This is a genomic window from Microbacterium maritypicum MF109, from assembly GCF_000455825.1.
GTDB classification, from domain to species: domain Bacteria; phylum Actinomycetota; class Actinomycetes; order Actinomycetales; family Microbacteriaceae; genus Microbacterium; species Microbacterium maritypicum_A.
Genome location: NZ_ATAO01000101.1, coordinates 35,969 through 52,715, shown reverse-complemented (window position 1 = coordinate 52,715; position 16,747 = coordinate 35,969). Strand labels below are relative to the sequence as shown.

Annotated in this window: 15 protein-coding genes; 8 read left to right on the top strand and 7 right to left on the bottom strand. The window is 70.0% G+C overall.

Annotation, left to right across the window (positions count from 1 at the left end):
• The 5 genes from paaD to L687_RS26415 all read right to left on the bottom strand — a co-directional run bounded on the left by paaD (position 1) and on the right by L687_RS26415 (position 3,134).
• On the bottom strand, positions 1-495 hold the full coding sequence (paaD, locus tag L687_RS26435; RefSeq protein WP_021198809.1) for a 1,2-phenylacetyl-CoA epoxidase subunit PaaD: 495 nt from the start codon (positions 493-495) through the stop codon (positions 1-3).
• On the bottom strand, positions 489-1,352 hold the full coding sequence (gene paaC, locus L687_RS26430) for a 1,2-phenylacetyl-CoA epoxidase subunit PaaC (protein ID WP_021198808.1): 864 nt from the start codon (positions 1,350-1,352) through the stop codon (positions 489-491). Before paaC ends, paaD begins: the two co-directional genes overlap by 7 nt.
• Entirely contained in the window at positions 1,349-1,654 is a 306-nt protein-coding gene (gene paaB / locus L687_RS26425) for a 1,2-phenylacetyl-CoA epoxidase subunit PaaB (protein WP_017828375.1), read from the bottom strand. The genes paaC and paaB overlap by 4 nt, the downstream gene beginning before the upstream one ends.
• Entirely contained in the window at positions 1,654-2,628 is a 975-nt protein-coding gene (gene paaA / locus L687_RS26420; protein WP_021198807.1) for a 1,2-phenylacetyl-CoA epoxidase subunit PaaA, read from the bottom strand. The genes paaB and paaA overlap by 1 nt, the downstream gene beginning before the upstream one ends.
• Before the next feature lie 86 nt (positions 2,629-2,714).
• On the bottom strand, positions 2,715-3,134 hold the full coding sequence (locus tag L687_RS26415) for a hypothetical protein (RefSeq protein WP_021198806.1): 420 nt from the start codon (positions 3,132-3,134) through the stop codon (positions 2,715-2,717).
• A 92-nt stretch (positions 3,135-3,226) separates the two neighbouring features.
• Between L687_RS26415 and L687_RS26410 the strand changes: the two genes are divergently transcribed.
• Positions 3,227-5,347: a RecQ family ATP-dependent DNA helicase gene (locus L687_RS26410; protein ID WP_021198805.1), complete on the top strand. Its 2,121-nt coding sequence runs from the start codon at positions 3,227-3,229 to the stop codon at positions 5,345-5,347.
• Between the two features lie 123 nt (positions 5,348-5,470).
• Here L687_RS26410 and L687_RS26405 read toward each other — a convergent pair whose 3' ends face one another.
• Positions 5,471-6,238, bottom strand: coding sequence for an IclR family transcriptional regulator (locus tag L687_RS26405; protein ID WP_029260505.1), 768 nt, complete (start codon positions 6,236-6,238; stop codon positions 5,471-5,473).
• A gap of 160 nt (positions 6,239-6,398) precedes the next feature.
• Here L687_RS26405 and dhaK point away from each other — a divergent pair, with 160 nt between their 5' ends.
• The 7 genes from dhaK to L687_RS26375 all read left to right on the top strand — a co-directional run bounded on the left by dhaK (position 6,399) and on the right by L687_RS26375 (position 14,613).
• Positions 6,399-7,391: a dihydroxyacetone kinase subunit DhaK gene (gene dhaK, locus L687_RS26400; protein WP_029260506.1), complete on the top strand. Its 993-nt coding sequence runs from the start codon at positions 6,399-6,401 to the stop codon at positions 7,389-7,391.
• On the top strand, positions 7,391-8,032 hold the full coding sequence (gene dhaL / locus L687_RS26395) for a dihydroxyacetone kinase subunit DhaL (RefSeq protein ID WP_021198802.1): 642 nt from the start codon (positions 7,391-7,393) through the stop codon (positions 8,030-8,032). The genes dhaK and dhaL overlap by 1 nt, the downstream gene beginning before the upstream one ends.
• Positions 8,032-10,539: a phosphoenolpyruvate--protein phosphotransferase gene (gene ptsP / locus L687_RS0121110; RefSeq protein ID WP_021198801.1), complete on the top strand. Its 2,508-nt coding sequence runs from the start codon at positions 8,032-8,034 to the stop codon at positions 10,537-10,539. The genes dhaL and ptsP overlap by 1 nt, the downstream gene beginning before the upstream one ends.
• A gap of 154 nt (positions 10,540-10,693) precedes the next feature.
• Complete coding sequence (locus L687_RS26390) at positions 10,694-11,983, top strand: sensor domain-containing protein (RefSeq protein WP_021198800.1); 1,290 nt, start codon at positions 10,694-10,696, stop codon at positions 11,981-11,983.
• 136 nt (positions 11,984-12,119) lie between these two features.
• Complete coding sequence (paaI, locus tag L687_RS26385; protein ID WP_021198799.1) at positions 12,120-12,548, top strand: hydroxyphenylacetyl-CoA thioesterase PaaI; 429 nt, start codon at positions 12,120-12,122, stop codon at positions 12,546-12,548.
• A 21-nt stretch (positions 12,549-12,569) separates the two neighbouring features.
• The gene (gene paaK / locus L687_RS26380) at positions 12,570-13,895 is read left to right on the top strand and encodes a phenylacetate--CoA ligase PaaK (RefSeq protein WP_021198798.1); all 1,326 of its coding nucleotides are present in this window, start codon (positions 12,570-12,572) and stop codon (positions 13,893-13,895) included.
• 76 nt (positions 13,896-13,971) lie between these two features.
• The gene (locus tag L687_RS26375) at positions 13,972-14,613 is read left to right on the top strand and encodes a TetR/AcrR family transcriptional regulator (protein WP_021198797.1); all 642 of its coding nucleotides are present in this window, start codon (positions 13,972-13,974) and stop codon (positions 14,611-14,613) included.
• 31 nt (positions 14,614-14,644) lie between these two features.
• Here the strand turns inward: L687_RS26375 and paaZ are convergent, their stop codons facing one another.
• Positions 14,645-16,726, bottom strand: coding sequence for a phenylacetic acid degradation bifunctional protein PaaZ (gene paaZ / locus L687_RS26370; protein ID WP_021198796.1), 2,082 nt, complete (start codon positions 16,724-16,726; stop codon positions 14,645-14,647).
• Positions 16,727-16,747 lie beyond the last annotated feature (21 nt).

The window sequence follows — 16,747 nt, the reverse complement described above, 5'->3', positions numbered from 1 at the left end:
TCAGTGCACCTTGAAGTGGTCGAAGGGCTCGAGGCAGGCGCGGCACTCGAAGAGCGCCTTGCACGAGGTCGAGCCGAAGTGGGAGACCTCGCGGGTGTCGAGCGACCCGCATCGCGGGCAGCGCACGCTCAGCGCCAGGCGGATCGGCCCGGTCGAGACGGCGGCGCGGCCGGAGGGCGGCGCGATGCCGTACTCCGCGAGCTTCGTCTTGCCGACTTCCGTCATCCAGTCCGTCGTCCAGGCGGGCGAGAGGACCAGCCGCACATCGACCCGGTCGAAGCCGGCGGCGGTGAGGGCGAGGATCACATCGTCTCGGATCGTGTCCATCGCGGGGCAGCCGCTGTACGTCGGCGTGATGTCGACGTGCACCCGGGTGCCGTCGACCTCGACCGCACGGAGCACGCCGAGGTCCTCGATCGTGAGGACGGGGACCTCGGGGTCGGGAACGGAAGCGGCGATCCGCCAGGCGGCCTGCGTCGGAGTGAGAGTCACCATGTCGCCCCCGGATGCCGTCGCGCGAGCACCTGCATCTCGGCGAGGATGTGGCCGAGGGGGGTCGCGTGCGCGCCGCGACGCCCGCCCGCCGACGACGACATGACGTCGGGAACCGTCAGCTCCGCCTCGGTGAAGACGGTCGCGACCACGCCGTCGAACCCGGGACGCAGGCGCGACGGGGACACGGCCGCATCGCCGAGTCGCTCGATCAGCTCATCGTCGCGGAACAGCTCGTCGACGTACGGCCAGACATCACCGATCGCCCGGATGATGCGGGTGCGGGACTCCTCGGTGCCGCCCGCGAGGCGCAGCATCCACTGCACGGCGTGATCGCGGTGGTAGTCGACCTCCTTGAGCGATTTCTCGGCGATCGCGGCGAAGGTCTCGTCGCTGCTGCCGCGCAACGCCGTGTAGAGCTCGAACATGTAGGTCGCCACGACGAACTGTCGGGCGATCGTCTGGGCGAAGTCGCCGTTGGGCTGCTGCACGATCCACGCGCAACGGAACTCGGGCTCGTCGCGGAAGAAGGCGAGGTCGTCTTCGCTGCGGCCGTCGTACGACCCCGCGTAGTGCAGGAATGAGCGCGCGTGGCCGAGCAGGTCGAGCGCGATGTTGCCCAGGGCTACGTCCTCCTCCAGCTCCGGGGCCCGCGAGATCCAGGCGCCCAGCTGCTGGGAGAGGATGAGGGCGTCGTCTCCGAGGCGCAGTGCGTACTCGGCGATGTCGGCGGACATGGCCACCGCGCCGGTGCCGGAGAGCTCCTGCGAGAGGCGGAGTTCGTCGACCGAGACGTCGCCGTGGATGTCGCCGTGAACGTCGACGTCCTCGGGCGCGGTGGTCGGGTGCGGTGTGCTCACAGGTGCGGCACTCCCTCGGAGGCCGTGTAGTACACGGCGTGGCGGTAGTTCTTGCCCGCGGGGCTCTCGAAGTATGCGCCCTTGGCGTCGGGATCGCTCGTGGTGATCGCGTCGGCGGGCGCCACCCAGATCGACACGCCCTCGCCGCGGCGGGTGTAGAGGTCGCGCGCGTTGCGGATCGCCATCTCGGCGTCGGGTGCGTGCAGCGAGCCGACGTGCACGTGGCTGAGCCCGCGATTGGCGCGCACGAACACCTCCCACAGCGGCCAGGGTTCGCGCTCATCCGCGCCCGGTGTCGCCATCACGCCACCGCCTTCGTCTCGAGGGACTGCTTGCGGGCATACTCCGCGGCGGCCTCGCGCACCCAGGCGCCCTCTTCGTGGGCCGTGCGTCGGCGCTCGAGTCGCTCGGCGTTGCACGGCCCGTTGCCGCGCACCACCTCGAAGAACTCGTCCCAGTCGATCTCGCCGATCACATACTGGCCGGTCTGCTCGTCGAAGCGCAGATCGGGGTCGGGCAACGTCACCCCGAGGATCTCGGCCTGGGGCACGAGCATGCCGACGAACCGCTGGCGCAGCTCGTCGTTCGAGAACCGCTTGATCTTCCACTTCATCGACTGCGCCGAGTTCGGGGACTGGTCGTCGGGCGGCCCGAACATCGCCAGGCTCGGCCAGTACCAGCGGTTCACGGCATCCTGTGCCATCTCGCGCTGCTCCGCGCTGCCCTGCATCAGCGTGAGCAGGATCTCGAAGCCCTGCCGCTGGTGGAACGACTCCTCCTTGCACACGCGCACCATGGCGCGGCCGTACGGACCGTAGGAGGCCCGGCACAGCGGCACCTGATTGCAGATCGCGGCGCCGTCGACGAGCCAGCCGATCGCGCCCATGTCGGCCCAGGTGGGGGTGGGGTAGTTGAAGATCGACGAGTACTTCGCCTTGCCGCTGATGAGCTGATCCATCATCTCGTCGCGCGTGGTGCCCAGGGTCTGCGCCGCGGAGTAGAGGTAGAGACCGTGGCCGGCCTCGTCCTGCACCTTCGCCATCAGGATCGCTTTGCGCTTGAGGCTCGGCGCGCGTGTGATCCAGTTGCCCTCGGGTTGCATGCCGATGATCTCGGAGTGTGCGTGCTGGGAGATCTGCCGCACCAGCGTCTTGCGGTAGGCATCGGGCATCCAGTCGCGGGGCTCGATGCGCTGCTCGTTCGCGATGAGCTCGTCGAAGAGACGCTCCTCATCGGAGAGCTCGCCCACCAGGGACAGGTCTGCGGGACTGGTCATCGTCGACTCCTCGGCCTCCGGCCAACTTTACTGACCGATCGTTAGGTAATTCTGACACAGAGCACGGCCGGTTTCAAGGCACCTGCTCAGTGCGAGCGCGAGATCAGCTCGAGGAGCGCCCGGCCGTAGGCCTCCGAGGGATCGGGGTGCTCGAAGGCGATCACATGGCCACCGATCTCGACGTCGACGCGAAAGGCGTCTTCGAGGCGCACCAGCGCGCGGAAGGTGCCCCGGAGCAGGTCGCGCAGCTGATCCTCCCGCGGCAGCCACACCGCATCCGCGAGGGTCACCGCGTCGAGCGCCCATTCCGTGGTGCCGTTGAACGCCAGATCGGTGCCGCTCGGCGTCTGGCGGGCTTCGATCGTCATCTCGCTGACCGTGAAGACCTCGGCCTCCGCTTCGAGTTCCACCTCGTCCGGCAGGTCGAGCTGGAAGCGGTCGCCCTCGGCGGGATGCCAGACGAGTCCGGAGTCTCGCAGGGCGACGGCGAGCTCGCGTGTGATCATCTCCTCACGCTAGACGACGGGACTCGCCGACGGCTCGGCGAACCTGTGGATGACGACGTCGTCGTGTCGGCGGCGTGGGGCAGAGTGGGCGCATGACATTCGCAGCTCCCGCCGACACCCGCGAGGCCGCACGCGCGGCGCTGCGCGAACTCGTCGGCCGCCCCGACGCCGACTTCCACGACGGGCAGTATGAGGCGATCGAGGCGCTGGTCGAGGGGCGTCGGCGCGCGCTCGTGGTGCAGCGCACCGGCTGGGGAAAGTCCGCGGTGTACTTCGTCGCCACCCTGCTGCTGCGTCGACAGGGGGCGGGGCCGACCGTGCTGGTGTCGCCGCTGCTCGCGCTCATGCGCGACCAGATCGCCGCGGCCGAACGTGCCGGGGTGAGGGCGGTCGCGATCAACTCCACCAACGCGCACGAATGGTCTGAGGTGCTCGGGCAGCTCGACCGCGATGAGGTCGATGTGCTGCTGGTCTCGCCGGAGAGGCTGAACAACCCCGCGTTCCGCGAGCAGCAGCTGCCGGCGCTGGTGCGTCGCATCGGCATGCTCGTCGTCGACGAGGCGCACTGCATCAGCGATTGGGGACACGACTTCCGTCCCGACTACCGGCGGCTGCGCGACCTGATCGCGCAGATGCCCGCCGACGTGCCGGTGCTGGCGACCACCGCGACGGCGAACAGCCGGGTCGTGGCAGACGTCGCCGAGCAGCTCGGCAGTCTCCAGAGCGGTGACCGCGACGCCGAGCCGGTGCTCACCATCCGCGGCCCGCTCGCCCGCACCTCATTGCGTCTGGGGGTGCTCCGCCTGCGCGATTCGGCGAGTCGTCTCGCGTGGCTGCTCAGCCACATCGACGATCTTCCCGGATCCGGCATCATCTACACGCTGACCGTCGCGGCCGCCGTCGACACCGCCCGGCTGCTGCGAGACCACGGACACGACGTGCGGGCCTACACCGGACAGACCGACACCGATGAACGCGCCGAGTCCGAGGGGATGCTCAAGCGCAACGAGGTGAAGGCGCTCGTCGCCACGAGTGCGCTCGGCATGGGCTTCGACAAGCCCGATCTGGGATTCGTGCTCCACCTCGGTGCGCCCTCGTCGCCGGTGGCCTACTACCAGCAGGTCGGCCGTGCCGGTCGCGCGAGTGAGAGCGCCGACGTGCTGCTGCTCCCCGGCGTCGAGGATCGCGATATCTGGCATTACTTCGCGACGGCGTCGATGCCCGACAAGGAGCGGGCGGAGCGGGTGATCGGTGCGCTCGGCGATGCTCCGATCTCGACGCCGGCGCTCGAAGCGATGGTCGACATCCGCCGCACGCCGCTCGAGCTGCTGCTGAAGGTCCTCGACGTCGACGGCGCGGTGCGGCGCGTGCAGGGCGGCTGGGTCGCGACCGGCGAGCCGTGGACCTACGACGCCGAGCGCTACGAGCGCATCGCCGCCGAGCGTCTCGCCGAGCAGCAGCACATGATCGAATACGAGCAGACCGACGGCTGCCGTATGGAGTTCCTGCAGCGTGCCCTCGACGACGACACGGCCGCGCCCTGCGGAAGGTGCGACAACTGCGCGGGCGGATGGTTCCCTCGCGAGATCGGAGAATCCGCGAGCTCGCAGGCCGCGGAGTCGCTCGACCGTGTCGGTGTGCCGATCGAGCCTCGTCGTGCCTGGCCGACCGGAGCCGATCGGCTCGAGGTGCCGGTCAAGGGGCGCATCCCCGCCGACGAGCAGGCTGCCGAGGGGCGAGCACTGGCGCGCCTCACCGACCTGGGCTGGGGAGGGGCGCTGCGCGAGATCTTTGCCGCGGGCGCGCCCGACGCCGCGGTGACCCCGCAGTTGCTCCAGGCCTGCGTCCGCGTGCTCGCCGGATGGGGCTGGGAGGAGCGCCCGGTGGCTGTCGTCGCGATGCCATCGCGTTCGCACCCGCTACTGGTCGACTCGCTCGCCCGCGGGCTCGCCGACGTCGGCCGTCTGCCCTCCCTCGGCGCGCTCGAACCCGTCGGCGGCGGGCCCTCCGGCGGACCGGGCGGGAACAGCGTCTTCCGTCTCGCCGGGCTGTGGGACCGTTTCAGCGCGCAGCACCTCGACGTGCCGTCGGGGCCGGTGCTGCTCGTGGACGATCTTGTCGACAGTCGATGGACGATGACGGTCGCGGCCCGGACTCTCCGTCAGGCCGGGGCGACCGCGGTCCTGCCGTTCGCCCTCGCGCTTCGCGGCTGAGTGGATTCGCGGCTGAGTGGATTCGCGGCTGAGCGGAGTTAGCGGCTGGGTGGAGGAGGCGTCGGCGAGCGCCGGTTCGTCGGGCGAGTGCTGATCCGCCGCACCGGATCGGACGCGCGGACGTCAATCGTCGGCGGGCGCCACGCGCGGTGGCCAGGTGGTCGCGCCGAGTTCGCGGGAGACGTTCCGTGCCGTCTCGCGCAGGGCATTGAGGATCGCGTCCGAGGCGGGTGTCTGCGATGTGGGCAGCACCACGGCGACCGCGGCGACGATGTCGTTCGACGCGTCAGCGACGGGGGCGGCGATCGAGGACTCGCCGAGCACCGCCTCGTCGAACTCTCCGGCCGTGCCGCGTTCGGCGATGGCCGGCAGCTCGAGGGTCAGCCGAGCGACGTCGGTGATCGTGTCGCCGGTGAGGCTGCGCAGCGGCTGTTCGAACACGCTCTGCTGGAAACCCAGGTCGTAGGCGAGGAGGACCTTGCCCATCGCCGAGGCATGGGCGGGGATGGCCACCCCGGTCTCGAGCATCTGCTGGCTGTCGTCGGGTCGCAGGTTGTGATGGATGACGAGCACGTCGGTGAAGTGCGGTGCGCCCAGCCGTACCGAGAGGTTGGTGCGGCGCGCGAGTTCCTGCGTCCATCTCATCGCCCTGGCGCGTACGTCGAGGGTGTCGAGGTAGACGTTGCTCAGGCGCAGGAGAGTCGGACCGAGCATGTAGCGCTGGCCGCCCCGCTCCTTCGCGACGAGTCCGTGCGACCGCAGCGACTTCACGATCCCGTGCACGGTCGACGGCGGCAGGCTGAGTGCCGCCGCGAGGTCGGTGATGCCGAGGTGGCGTGCTCCCTGGAGCAGTTCGAGGATCTTCGCCGCGCGGTCGATCGCCTGGATCACGGGGAGGCCTCCTTCCGGTGCGTCGTCGAGCCGGAGCCGATGGAGCCGGGCTTCACGATTGATCTTGACAACCCGGCAGGGTCCGAGCATATTCGACATTAACGAATTGCTTTCGGATTTTTTGCGAAAGAGACCTCGAAGGATCAAAGGAGATCGAATGATGAAGAAGCTCATCAACGCCCCGGAAGACGTTCTCGTCGAATCGTTGAAGGGTGTCGCCCTCGCTCATCCGGAGCTCTCCGTCGACCTCGAGAACCATGTCATCACCCGAGCCACGCCCAAGGCCCAGGGCAAGGTAGCGATCGTCTCCGGTGGCGGCTCCGGCCACGAGCCGCTGCACGGCGGGTTCGTCGGCACCGGGATGCTGGATGCGGCGGTCGCCGGCGAGGTCTTCACCTCCCCGACCCCCGATCGCGTGCAGGTGGCCACCCAGGCCGTGGATCGCGGCGCAGGTGTGCTGCACATCGTGAAGAACTACACCGGCGACGTGTTGAACTTCGAGATGGCCGCCGAGCTCGCCGCGATGGACGGGATCGAGGTCGGGAGCATCACCGTGGATGACGACGTCGCCGTGCAGGACTCGCTGTACACCGCCGGTCGCCGCGGGGTGGGCCTCACCGTGCTGCTCGAGAAGATCGTCGGAGCGGGCGCGGAAGAGGGGCGGGACCTCGCCGCCGTCGTCGAGCTGGCCAAGAAGGTCAACGGACAGGGGCGCTCGATGGGCATGGCTCTCACCAGTTGCACCGTGCCCGCCGCAGGCAAGCCCACGTTCGACCTTCCGGACGATCAGATGGAGATCGGCATCGGCATCCACGGCGAGCCCGGGCGTCACCGCGAACCCCTCGCTCCGGCATCCGAGATCGCCCGGCAGCTGGTCGAGCCGATCCTCGCCGATCTCGACGCCGCAGGACCCGCGATCGTGATGCTCAACGGCATGGGGGCTACGCCGCTCATCGAGCTCTACCTCATGTACGGCGAGGTCGCGGCGATCCTCGAGAAGTCGGGCGTGCAGATCGCCAGGAACCTCGTCGGCAACTACATCACGTCGCTCGACATGGCCGGGTGCTCGGTCACCCTGCTCAAGGCGGACGATGAGCTGCTGCGGTTGTGGGATGCCCCGGTGAACACTCCCGGTCTGCGGTGGGGCGTCTGATGGGCGCGGTCGACACCGTCGTGCTCGCCGACTGGGTCGCCCGGTTCGGTGCCGCCGTCACCGAGAAGCGCGACTGGCTCACCGAACTCGACTCGGCCATCGGTGACGCCGACCACGGAGCCAACATGGCTCGCGGTATGAGCGCCGTCGGCGAGAAGCTCTCCGCGGGCGCACCCGGAAAGGTCGACGAACTGCTCAAGACCGTCGGCATGACCCTGGTGAGTTCCGTCGGCGGAGCCAGCGGACCCCTCTACGGCACCTTCTTCCTGCGGACGGGAATGGCGGCCGGGCCGGTGTCCGAACTCGACGGCCCCGCTCTTGCGGCTGCGTTGCGGGCAGGACTCGACGGCATCGTCGCACGCGGTAAGGCGGAAGCGGGGGACAAGACCATGTTCGACGCGATGGCGCCGGCGGCGGATGCGATGGACGCGGCACTCGCCGCGGGATCCTCTGTCGCCGAGGCGACCAGGGCCGCCGCGGACGCCGCGGCAGCCGGACGCGATGCCACGCTGCCGCTGGTGGCCCGCAAGGGCAGGGCGAGTTACCTCGGGGAGCGCAGCGCGGGGCACCTCGACCCGGGAGCGGCCTCCACGGCGATCCTCTTCGACACGCTCGCCGCAGCGGTCGCGGACACGGCCTGATGATCGGCATCGTCGCCGTCTCCCACAGCGCACGGCTCGGGGAGGCGGCACTGGAGCTTGCCCTGCAGATGGTGCACGACGGCGGAGTGCGCGTGCAGGTCGCGGCCGGAGCGGGAGTCGACGCCGAGGGGGCACCGATCCTCGGCACCGATGCCGTCGCGGTGGCAGCGGCCATCGATGAGCTCGCGGCGGAGTGCGAGGGCGTGCTCGTGCTCATGGATCTGGGATCCGCCGTGCTCAGCGCCGAGCTCGCCCTCGAGCTGCGATCGAGTGCGGTGCCGGTGCGGCTCGCCCCGGCACCGTTCGTGGAGGGACTGCTCGCCGCCGTCGTGTCCGCTGCTGCGGGCGGGACGCTGGATCAGGTGGCCGCCGAAGCCACGGCGGCGCTCGGGGTGAAGACCGGCGCGCTCGGCGCCGGGGAAGACCAGATCGCCGACGCACCGGCTGTGCCGCAGGCGGATGGTGACGTGCAGGTGCGTCGGGTGCGCGTCCGCAATCCGCTCGGCGTCCATGCGCGTCCCGCTGCCCTGATCGCCCGGGCCGCCGCCGGGACCGACGTACACCTGCGACGGCTTCCCGACGGCCCGGATGCGGCCGCCGCGAGCCTGACGCGCCTGCTCGTGCTCGGCGCGCGCCAGGGCGATGAACTGGAGCTGACCGCTCGCGGCGATGACGCGACGGAGGCACTGGATCGGCTGGTCGCTCTGTTCGACGACGGGTTCGGCGAGGGGACGGAGCAGGCACCACCCGAGACGGCGGTCGCACCGCCTTCCGGGGTGTCCGGAGCCGCAGAGGCATCCGCGGTCGATGCGCCGTCGTCGCGGGAGGGGGAGCCCGCGCGTGCGGTCCCGCCCGGCACGGTGCTTCGCGGACGAGGAGTGAGCTCCGGCCGAGTCGCCGCGCCCGTGGTCCACCTCGCGCCCCCGCTTCCCGAGCCCGACCCGACCACGGTCGTCCCCGAGGCCGACCGGGACTCCGAGGTCTCAGCGATCGAGTGGGCGGCCGTCGCTGTGGCCGATCAGCTCCGCTCGCGCACCGCGCAGGCGACGGGGGAGACCAGGGCGATCCTCGACGCTTCCCGGCTTCTGGCGTCCGATCCGGAGCTGGTGTCCGAGGCCACGGCGCTCGTGCGATCGAAGGGACGCAGTGCGGCCCGTGCGGTCTGGGAGACGGCTGTCGTCCATGAGAAGGCGCTCGCCGCGCTGGGAGGGCGGATGGCCGAGCGCATCGCCGACATCCGTGACGTGCGCGACCGGATCATCGCCGAGATCCTCCAGGTCGACATGCCGGGCGTGCCCGAGCGCGATGAGCCCTTCGTGCTGGTGGCGACGGATCTCGCCCCCGCCGATACCGCGCTGCTCGCCGGCGGAGGATGCATCGCCCTCGTCACCGCGCAGGGCGGGCCGACCTCGCACACCGCCATCATCGCGCGCTCCCTCGGTCTTCCGGCCGTGGTCGGCCTCGCGGACGCGGAAGCGATCCCGACCGGAGTCACGGTGCTCGTCGACGGTGACCGGGGAACGGTCGAGGTCGAGCCTGCGCCGTCCCGCGTCGCCGAGGCGCGAGCGTCGGCGACGGTCCTCGAATTCGACGGTGCAGGCGCGCTCGCCGACGGGCAGCGCGTCCCGCTCCTCGCGAACGTCGGGGGTGCGGCGGACGCGACGAACGCCGCTTCGGCCCAGGCGGAGGGCATCGGCCTCTTCCGCACGGAGTTCTGCTTTCTCGATCGCACGGACGCCCCGAGCGTCGACGAGCAGATCGCCGCCTATCGAGGGGTGCTGGCGGCCTTCCCCGGACGCAAGGTCGTGGTGCGCACCCTCGACGCCGGCAGCGACAAGCCGCTGCCCTTCGCCAACGCGGACCGCGAGGACAACCCGGCGCTCGGGGTCCGCGGTCTGCGGATCGCCAGACGTCGACCGCAGCTTCTCGACGACCAGCTGCGGGCTCTCGCACGGGCGGCCGCCGAGGAGGAGGCTGTGGTCGAGGTGATGGCGCCGATGGTCGCGACGGTCGACGAGGCCGCGGAGTTCGCCGATCGGTGCCGGGCGGCGGGGCTGGACCGGGTCGGCATCATGATCGAGACCCCGTCGGCGGCCCTGCTCGCGGCCGAACTGTTCGAGGTCGTCGACTTCGTGAGCCTGGGTACCAACGACCTCGCGCAGTACACGATGGCGGCCGACCGACTGCTCAGCGAGTTGGGGGATCTGAACGATCCGTGGCAGCCTGCGGTGCTTCGTCTCATCGCCGCCGTCGGCGAGGCAGGCCGTGCGGTGGGCAAGCCGGTGGGGGTGTGCGGCGAAGCCGGCGGTGACCCGGCACTTGCTCCCGTGCTGGTCGGACTGGGCGTGACCTCGCTATCGATGGCTCCACGGTCGCTGGGTCGGGTGGCAGCGAAGCTGAGCGAGCTGTCCTCGGTGGAGTGCGCACGGGCCGCGGCCGCCGCGGTCGGCGCTCCTTCGGCCGATGCGGCACGTTCGGCTGCTGCCGCTGCACTCGCCGACGGGTGAGCGACCCGGGTCAGCCCGCACCATATGCGTGCAGCGACATATTCTCCGTTTCATTCTGATATCGACATGCGCGCTCGGTGACGCTGTGGCGGGCCGGCCCCTAAGCTCAGAGGAGAGGGGGGCGAGTGGCCACCCACGAGCAATCGGAGGGCTCATGTCCGCGCTGCGGTCCTATTCGCGATCAACTCTCGGGCTGCTGGCCGTGGGGGCCGTCGTGGCCCTGTCCGGATGCACCCCGGCTCCTCAGACGACGCCGAAACCGACCCCGTCGCCGGTCGAATCGGCACCGGAGCCCTATGCCGGCCCCGCGGTCTTCGTCGGCGACGAGCTCGACTGGTTCCTGCCGAGCGCGGAGGATATCGCGAGGATCCTGCCCGACGTCGGTGAGGTCGGCACGCCGACACCGTCCCTGATCCAGGTCTCCGACGGCGGTGGTCCCGACCTCTCGCCGGCGATCTGCAGCTCGTTGGTGTACGAACCCTCCCTGACGTCGATCGGTGCACGCTCCGTCACCTGGACCAGTGCTGTGCCCGAGCAGAGGGAGGGGTGGCTGCATGTGCTCCAGTTCGCCGACGAGGCGGCGGCGCAGGGGCTCATGGACACGTACGTCGACGCCGCTCAGCAGTGCGCGCAGTTCGCGTACGGGGGCGGCGCGTCGACGTTCGATTCGACCACGGCGGAGTCCGAGGACGGAGTTCGGGCCGTCGCGGGGTCGCTGGTGATCGATGACGGGTTCGGCGGCGGACACCGTCTCTACCAGGGGTATGCCTCGGTCGGCAATGTGCTCGTGAACTTCTGGCAGCCGTTCTCCGGCGAAGCCGCCTTCGACAGCGCGCAGGCCGCGTCCTTCCTCCGGGACCAGGCATCCGCCGCCCAGAAGCGGCTGGTGGAGGAGCTGACCGCGAATCCGCCGGAGGCCCCTGCCTCCCCGCCCGCGGTCGACCCCGGAGCCGCGTGGAGCACGTGGGACGTGACCGTCGAGGGTATCGGACCGATCGTCCTCGGAACCGAGCTCGACGACGCCATCGCGGCGGTGCCGGGAGCGGAGGTCATCCGGTCGGAGTGGGCGGGCGGGCAGACCCGGATCGTCAGTCCCGACGGGGCTGCGTCGTTGCTTCTCTGGACGGACGACGGCGCCACCGTGGTGGTCGCCGCCTCGGTCGGCTTCGCCAACGTCGCGGATGAGCCGCGTGAGGACCCGGCTGCGCTGCCGGCGGCAGGCGATGTGAGGATCGGGGACACCGTGGCCGAAGCCATGAGCGCGTTCCCGGGCGGGACATCGATCAGGATCGTGTCGTCGGGGGAGTACCTGTACCAGTGGACGACTCGCGAGGGAGAGGCGATCCGGTTCCGCGTCGATCGCGACGCCGCGGACCCGGATGCCGTGATCACCGGAATCCTGACGGAGGACGCGACGCTGCGCCGGCTCCCCGACTTCGGCTGAGCTTCACCCCGCGGGGGCGGGGCGCTCGGAAGGCTCGGCGGGGCTTCCGTTTGACTAACTGAACGATCGGTCGGTTAGTATGAGCGGATCGGGTGCTGCAGGTGCGCATCCGACCCGCTCGACGAGGAGGTCGACGATGACGGAAGCGACGACGCAGACGCCGGATGCCGTGCGCCCGAATCGAGCCATGATGGAACGTGACCGCGCATCGGCCGCACTGGGGCTCGTCGTCGAACGCGACGATCCGGGCCATGCGATCGTGTCGATGCGCGTGCGGGACGACATGACGAACGGCTTCCACATCACGCACGGCGGCTTCGTGTTCGCCCTCGCCGACACCGCCTTCGCGATCGCGTGCAACGAGGATGACCGGGTGACGGTCGCGGCGGGTGCGGACATCTCCTTTCTCAAATCGACCGTGTCCGGCCAGACGCTCACCGCGACGGCGGTCCGACGGACGCGCACGGGGCGCTCCGGCATCTATGACGTGAGCGTGGTCGACGAGCAGGGTGAGCCCGTCGCCGAGTTCCGCGGACGCTCCCGCACCACCAACCAGACCCTCTGATCCCCACCTCCGGAGCCCCTCGTGTCGACGACGACCGCAACGCCCTCCCGTGTCCGCCCTCCCGCAGCCGACGAGCTCGACGCCGAAGAGCGTATGAGTCGCGAGGAGATCGCGGCTCTCCAGCTCGAACGGCTTCAGCAGACCGTTCGCCATGCGTACGCGAACGTCCCTCTCTACACGCGCAAGTTCGATGATGCGGGTGTGCATCCGGATGACATCCGCACCCTGGATGACGTGCAGCGGCTGCCGTTCACGACCAAGGCGGATCTGCGCGAGACCTATCCGTTCGGGATGTTCGCGGTGCCGATGTCCGACGTCGCCCGCATCCACGCATCCAGCGGCACCACGGGCCGGCCGACGGTCGTCGGCTACACGAGGGGCGATCTCGACCGGTGGGCTTCTCTGGTGGCGCGTTCGCTGCGGGCGAGTGGCATCCGCGCCGGCATGAAGGTGCACAACGCCTACGGATACGGACTGTTCACGGGGGGACTCGGCGCGCACGCGGGCATCGAAGCGCTCGGTGCGACCGTCATCCCGATGTCCGGTGGCCAGACGGCCCGTCAGGTGCAGCTGATCCTCGATTTCGAGCCGGATGCGATCCTGTGCACTCCGAGCTATCTGCTCACGATCGCCGACGCGATGGCGGCGCAGGGGGTCGACCCGCGCTCCACGTCGTTGAAGGTCGCTGTCCTGGGCGCCGAGCCGTGGTCGAACGAGATGCGCCACGAGCTCGAACAGCGTCTGGGAATCGACGCTCTGGACATCTACGGACTCAGCGAGGTCATGGGGCCCGGGGTGGGCAACGAATGCCTCGAGACGAAGGACGGCCCGCACCTGTGGGAGGACCACTTCCTGCCGGAGATCATCGACGGCGAGAGCGGGGCGGTGCTGCCGGACGGGGAGCTCGGCGAACTCGTGTTCACCTCGCTGACGAAGGAGGCCTTCCCCGTGATCCGCTATCGCACCCGCGACCTCACCCGTCTGCTGCCGGGGACCGCGCGTCCGGGGATGCGCCGCATGGAGAAGATCACGGGCCGCAACGACGACATGATCATCCTGCGCGGGGTGAACCTGTTCCCCACCCAGATCGAGGAGCTGGTGCTGGGGATCGAACAGCTGACGCCGCACTTCATCCTCGAGCTGTCGAAGGACGGCCGGATGGACACGTTGAAGGTGCGGATCGAACGCCACCCCGACCTGTCCGTCGAGACCTGCCAGAGCGCCGCGGAGGTGCTCGCGCAGCGCATCAAGATCTTCGTCGGGTCGACGGTCGCCGTCCAGCTGGAAGAGCCGGGGACGCTGCCGCGAAGCGAGGGGAAGTACAAGCGGGTGTACGACCTGCGGTGACGACGGACGACACCCGGATCGCCTCGCGGCCGGCGATCCGGCCTGTGCGGCTGATCGGGTGCGAGACTGTGGGGTGATGTCCGAGATGCAGAGCACACGACGCGGCCGCCCCGGCTACGACCAGCAGGGGATCCTCGGCGTCGCCGTCGCCGCCTTCAACGAGCACGGGTACGACGCGACGTCGATCGGCATGCTCGCCGAGCGGCTCGGCCTGTCGAAGTCGGCGATCTACCACCACTTCGGCTCGAAGGACGAGATCCTCGACCTCGCGCTCGATGCGGCGCTGAGCGGGCTGGAAGCCGTGGTCGAGAACCCGCTTCCGGAATCGGAGGATGGACCGGAGGCCTCGAACGCGGTGGACCGCCTCGAGCATGTGCTGCGCGGTGCCGTCCGTGTGCTCGTGGAGCAGCTGCCGGCCGTGACGCTGCTGCTGCGCGTACGGGGCAACACCGACGTGGAGCGCAAGGCGCTGATCCGCCGTCGGGCCTTCGACCGTCGGATCACCGCGCTGGTGTCGGAGGCGCAGAGCGAGGGCGCGTTGCGTGCCGACATCGATGCGAGCGTGGTCGCGCGTCTCGTGTTCGGGATGATCAACTCGATCGTCGAGTGGTACCGACCCGGGGGGCGCGAGGGCGCCGACCGTCTCGCCGACGACGTGGTCGCGATCGCCCTCGACGGGCTGCGCACGAACGACGACGCCGGAGTCCCTGCCGTCTGACCGGGATCCGGCGGTCGTTGCGACGCCGCCGTCAGACCTGCGCCTTCTCCTTCGCGACCAGCGTGAGCACATCGTAGGTGGCCACGATGTCGTCGTGCTGGTTCTTCAGCACGGCATCCCAGCGCACCTCCCCGTACTCGTCGGTCTCCCGCGGAGTGATCTGCTTGGCGGTGAGCTCGACGCGGATGTCGTCGCCGGGGGAGACCGGCGTCACGAACCGCAGGTTCTCGAGCCCGGAGTTGGCGAGCACGGGGCCGGGCGCCGGGTCGACGAAGAGCCCCGCAGCCCACGACACCAGCAGATAGCCGTGGGCGACGCGTCCCGGGAAGAACGGGTTCGCTGCGGCCGAGGTCTCATCCATGTGGGCGTAGAACGTGTCGCCGGTGAATGCGGCGAACGTCTCGATGTCCTCGAGGGTGACGGTGCGGGAACCGCTCGCCACCTGGTCGCCCACATGGAGCTCGGCCAGCGACTTGCGGAAGGGATGCACTCCGTCGCTCTGCTCGTACGGGCGTGAGGTCGCTCCCTGATGCCAGACGCCGGTGAGGGCGGTCATCATCTCGGGCGAGCCCTGCACCGCGGTGCGCTGCATGTGGTGCAGCACGGCGCGGATGCCGCCGAGCTCCTCGCCTCCGCCCGCGCGCCCGGGGCCGCCGTGCACGAGGTTCGGGAGCGGGGAACCGTGCCCGGTCGAGCTGCGCGCATCATCGCGATCGAGGAAGAGCACGCGCCCGTTGTACGCGGCCATGCCGGTCGCGAGTGCGACAGCGACCTCGGGGTCGTGCGTGGCCACACTCGTCACGAGCGACCCTCCGCCCCGGGCCACGAGGGCGCTCGCCTCATCGAGGGTGCGGTAGCCGACGATGCTCGACACCGGGCCGAACGCCTCGATCTCGTTGACCGCCGCGCTTTCCGGGTCGGGGAACCGCAGCAGCATCGGCGCCACGAACGCACCGTCGGGGGCCGGCCCTTCGCTGCCGTCGCCGTGCCGGACGGTCGGTGCATCGGTCGTGCCGATCACGAGCTCTCCTCCGCCGGCCTGCAGGCGGCCGACCTGACGCAGCACCTCCTCGCGCTGCGCGATCGAGGCGAGCGGACCCATCGTCACGCCCTCGGCGCGGGGGTCGCCGAGGACGACACGTGTCGAGAGGCGTTCCCGGACTGCGGCGATGACGTCGTCGACGGCAGTCGTCGGCACGATCGCGCGGCGGATCGCCGTGCACTTCTGGCCGGCCTTGGTGGTCATCTCGGCGACGAGCTGCTTGACGTACGCGTCGAACTCGGGCGTGCCGGAGACGGCATCCGTCCCGAGGATCGAGGCGTTGATCGAATCGGTCTCGCTCGTGAAGCGCACACCTCCCGTCTGCACGGAATCGTGAGCGCGCAGCTGCTCGGCCGTCGATGCCGAACCGGTGAAGGCCACGAGGTCGCCCAGCCGCAGCTCGTCGAAGAGACCGGGCACGCTGCCCGAGACGAGCTGCAGCGAGCCGTCGGGAAGGAGCCCCGACTCCACCATCACGCGCACCATGGCTTCGGCGAGGTACCCGGTGGGGGTGGCGGGTTTCACCAGGGTCGGGACGCCGGCGAGGAACGCGGGCGCGAACTTCTCGAGCGATCCCCAGACCGGGAAGTTGAAGGCGTTGATCTGCACGGCGACGCCGCGCAGCCGCGTGTAGATGTGGCGGCCGAGGAAGGAGCCGTCCTTGGACAGGTTCTCCACGCCTCCGTCGACATACACCTTCGCATTCGGCAGCTCGCGTCGGCCCTTGCTCGAGTACGCGAACAGCACGCCGATCCCGCCGTCGATGTCCACCCAGGAATCCTGCGCCGTGGCACCGGTGCGGCTGGAGAGCTCGTACAGCTCGGCCTTGCGCTCCGTCAGGGCGAGAGCCAGTTGCTTGAGGCGCACGGCACGCTGATGGAAGGTGAGCTCTCCCAGCGAGACCTGGCCCACGGTGCGGGCGTGCTCGAGGGCGGCGCCCAGATCGAGTCCCTCGGTCGAGACACGGGCCACGACCTCACCCGTCGACGCATCCCGGACCTCGGTGGTCTTCGCGTCGGACGACGGCGTCCACCACTCTCCCTGGACGTAGCTGGGGAGGGTCTCGATCATCTCTGTTCCTTTCATGTGGGT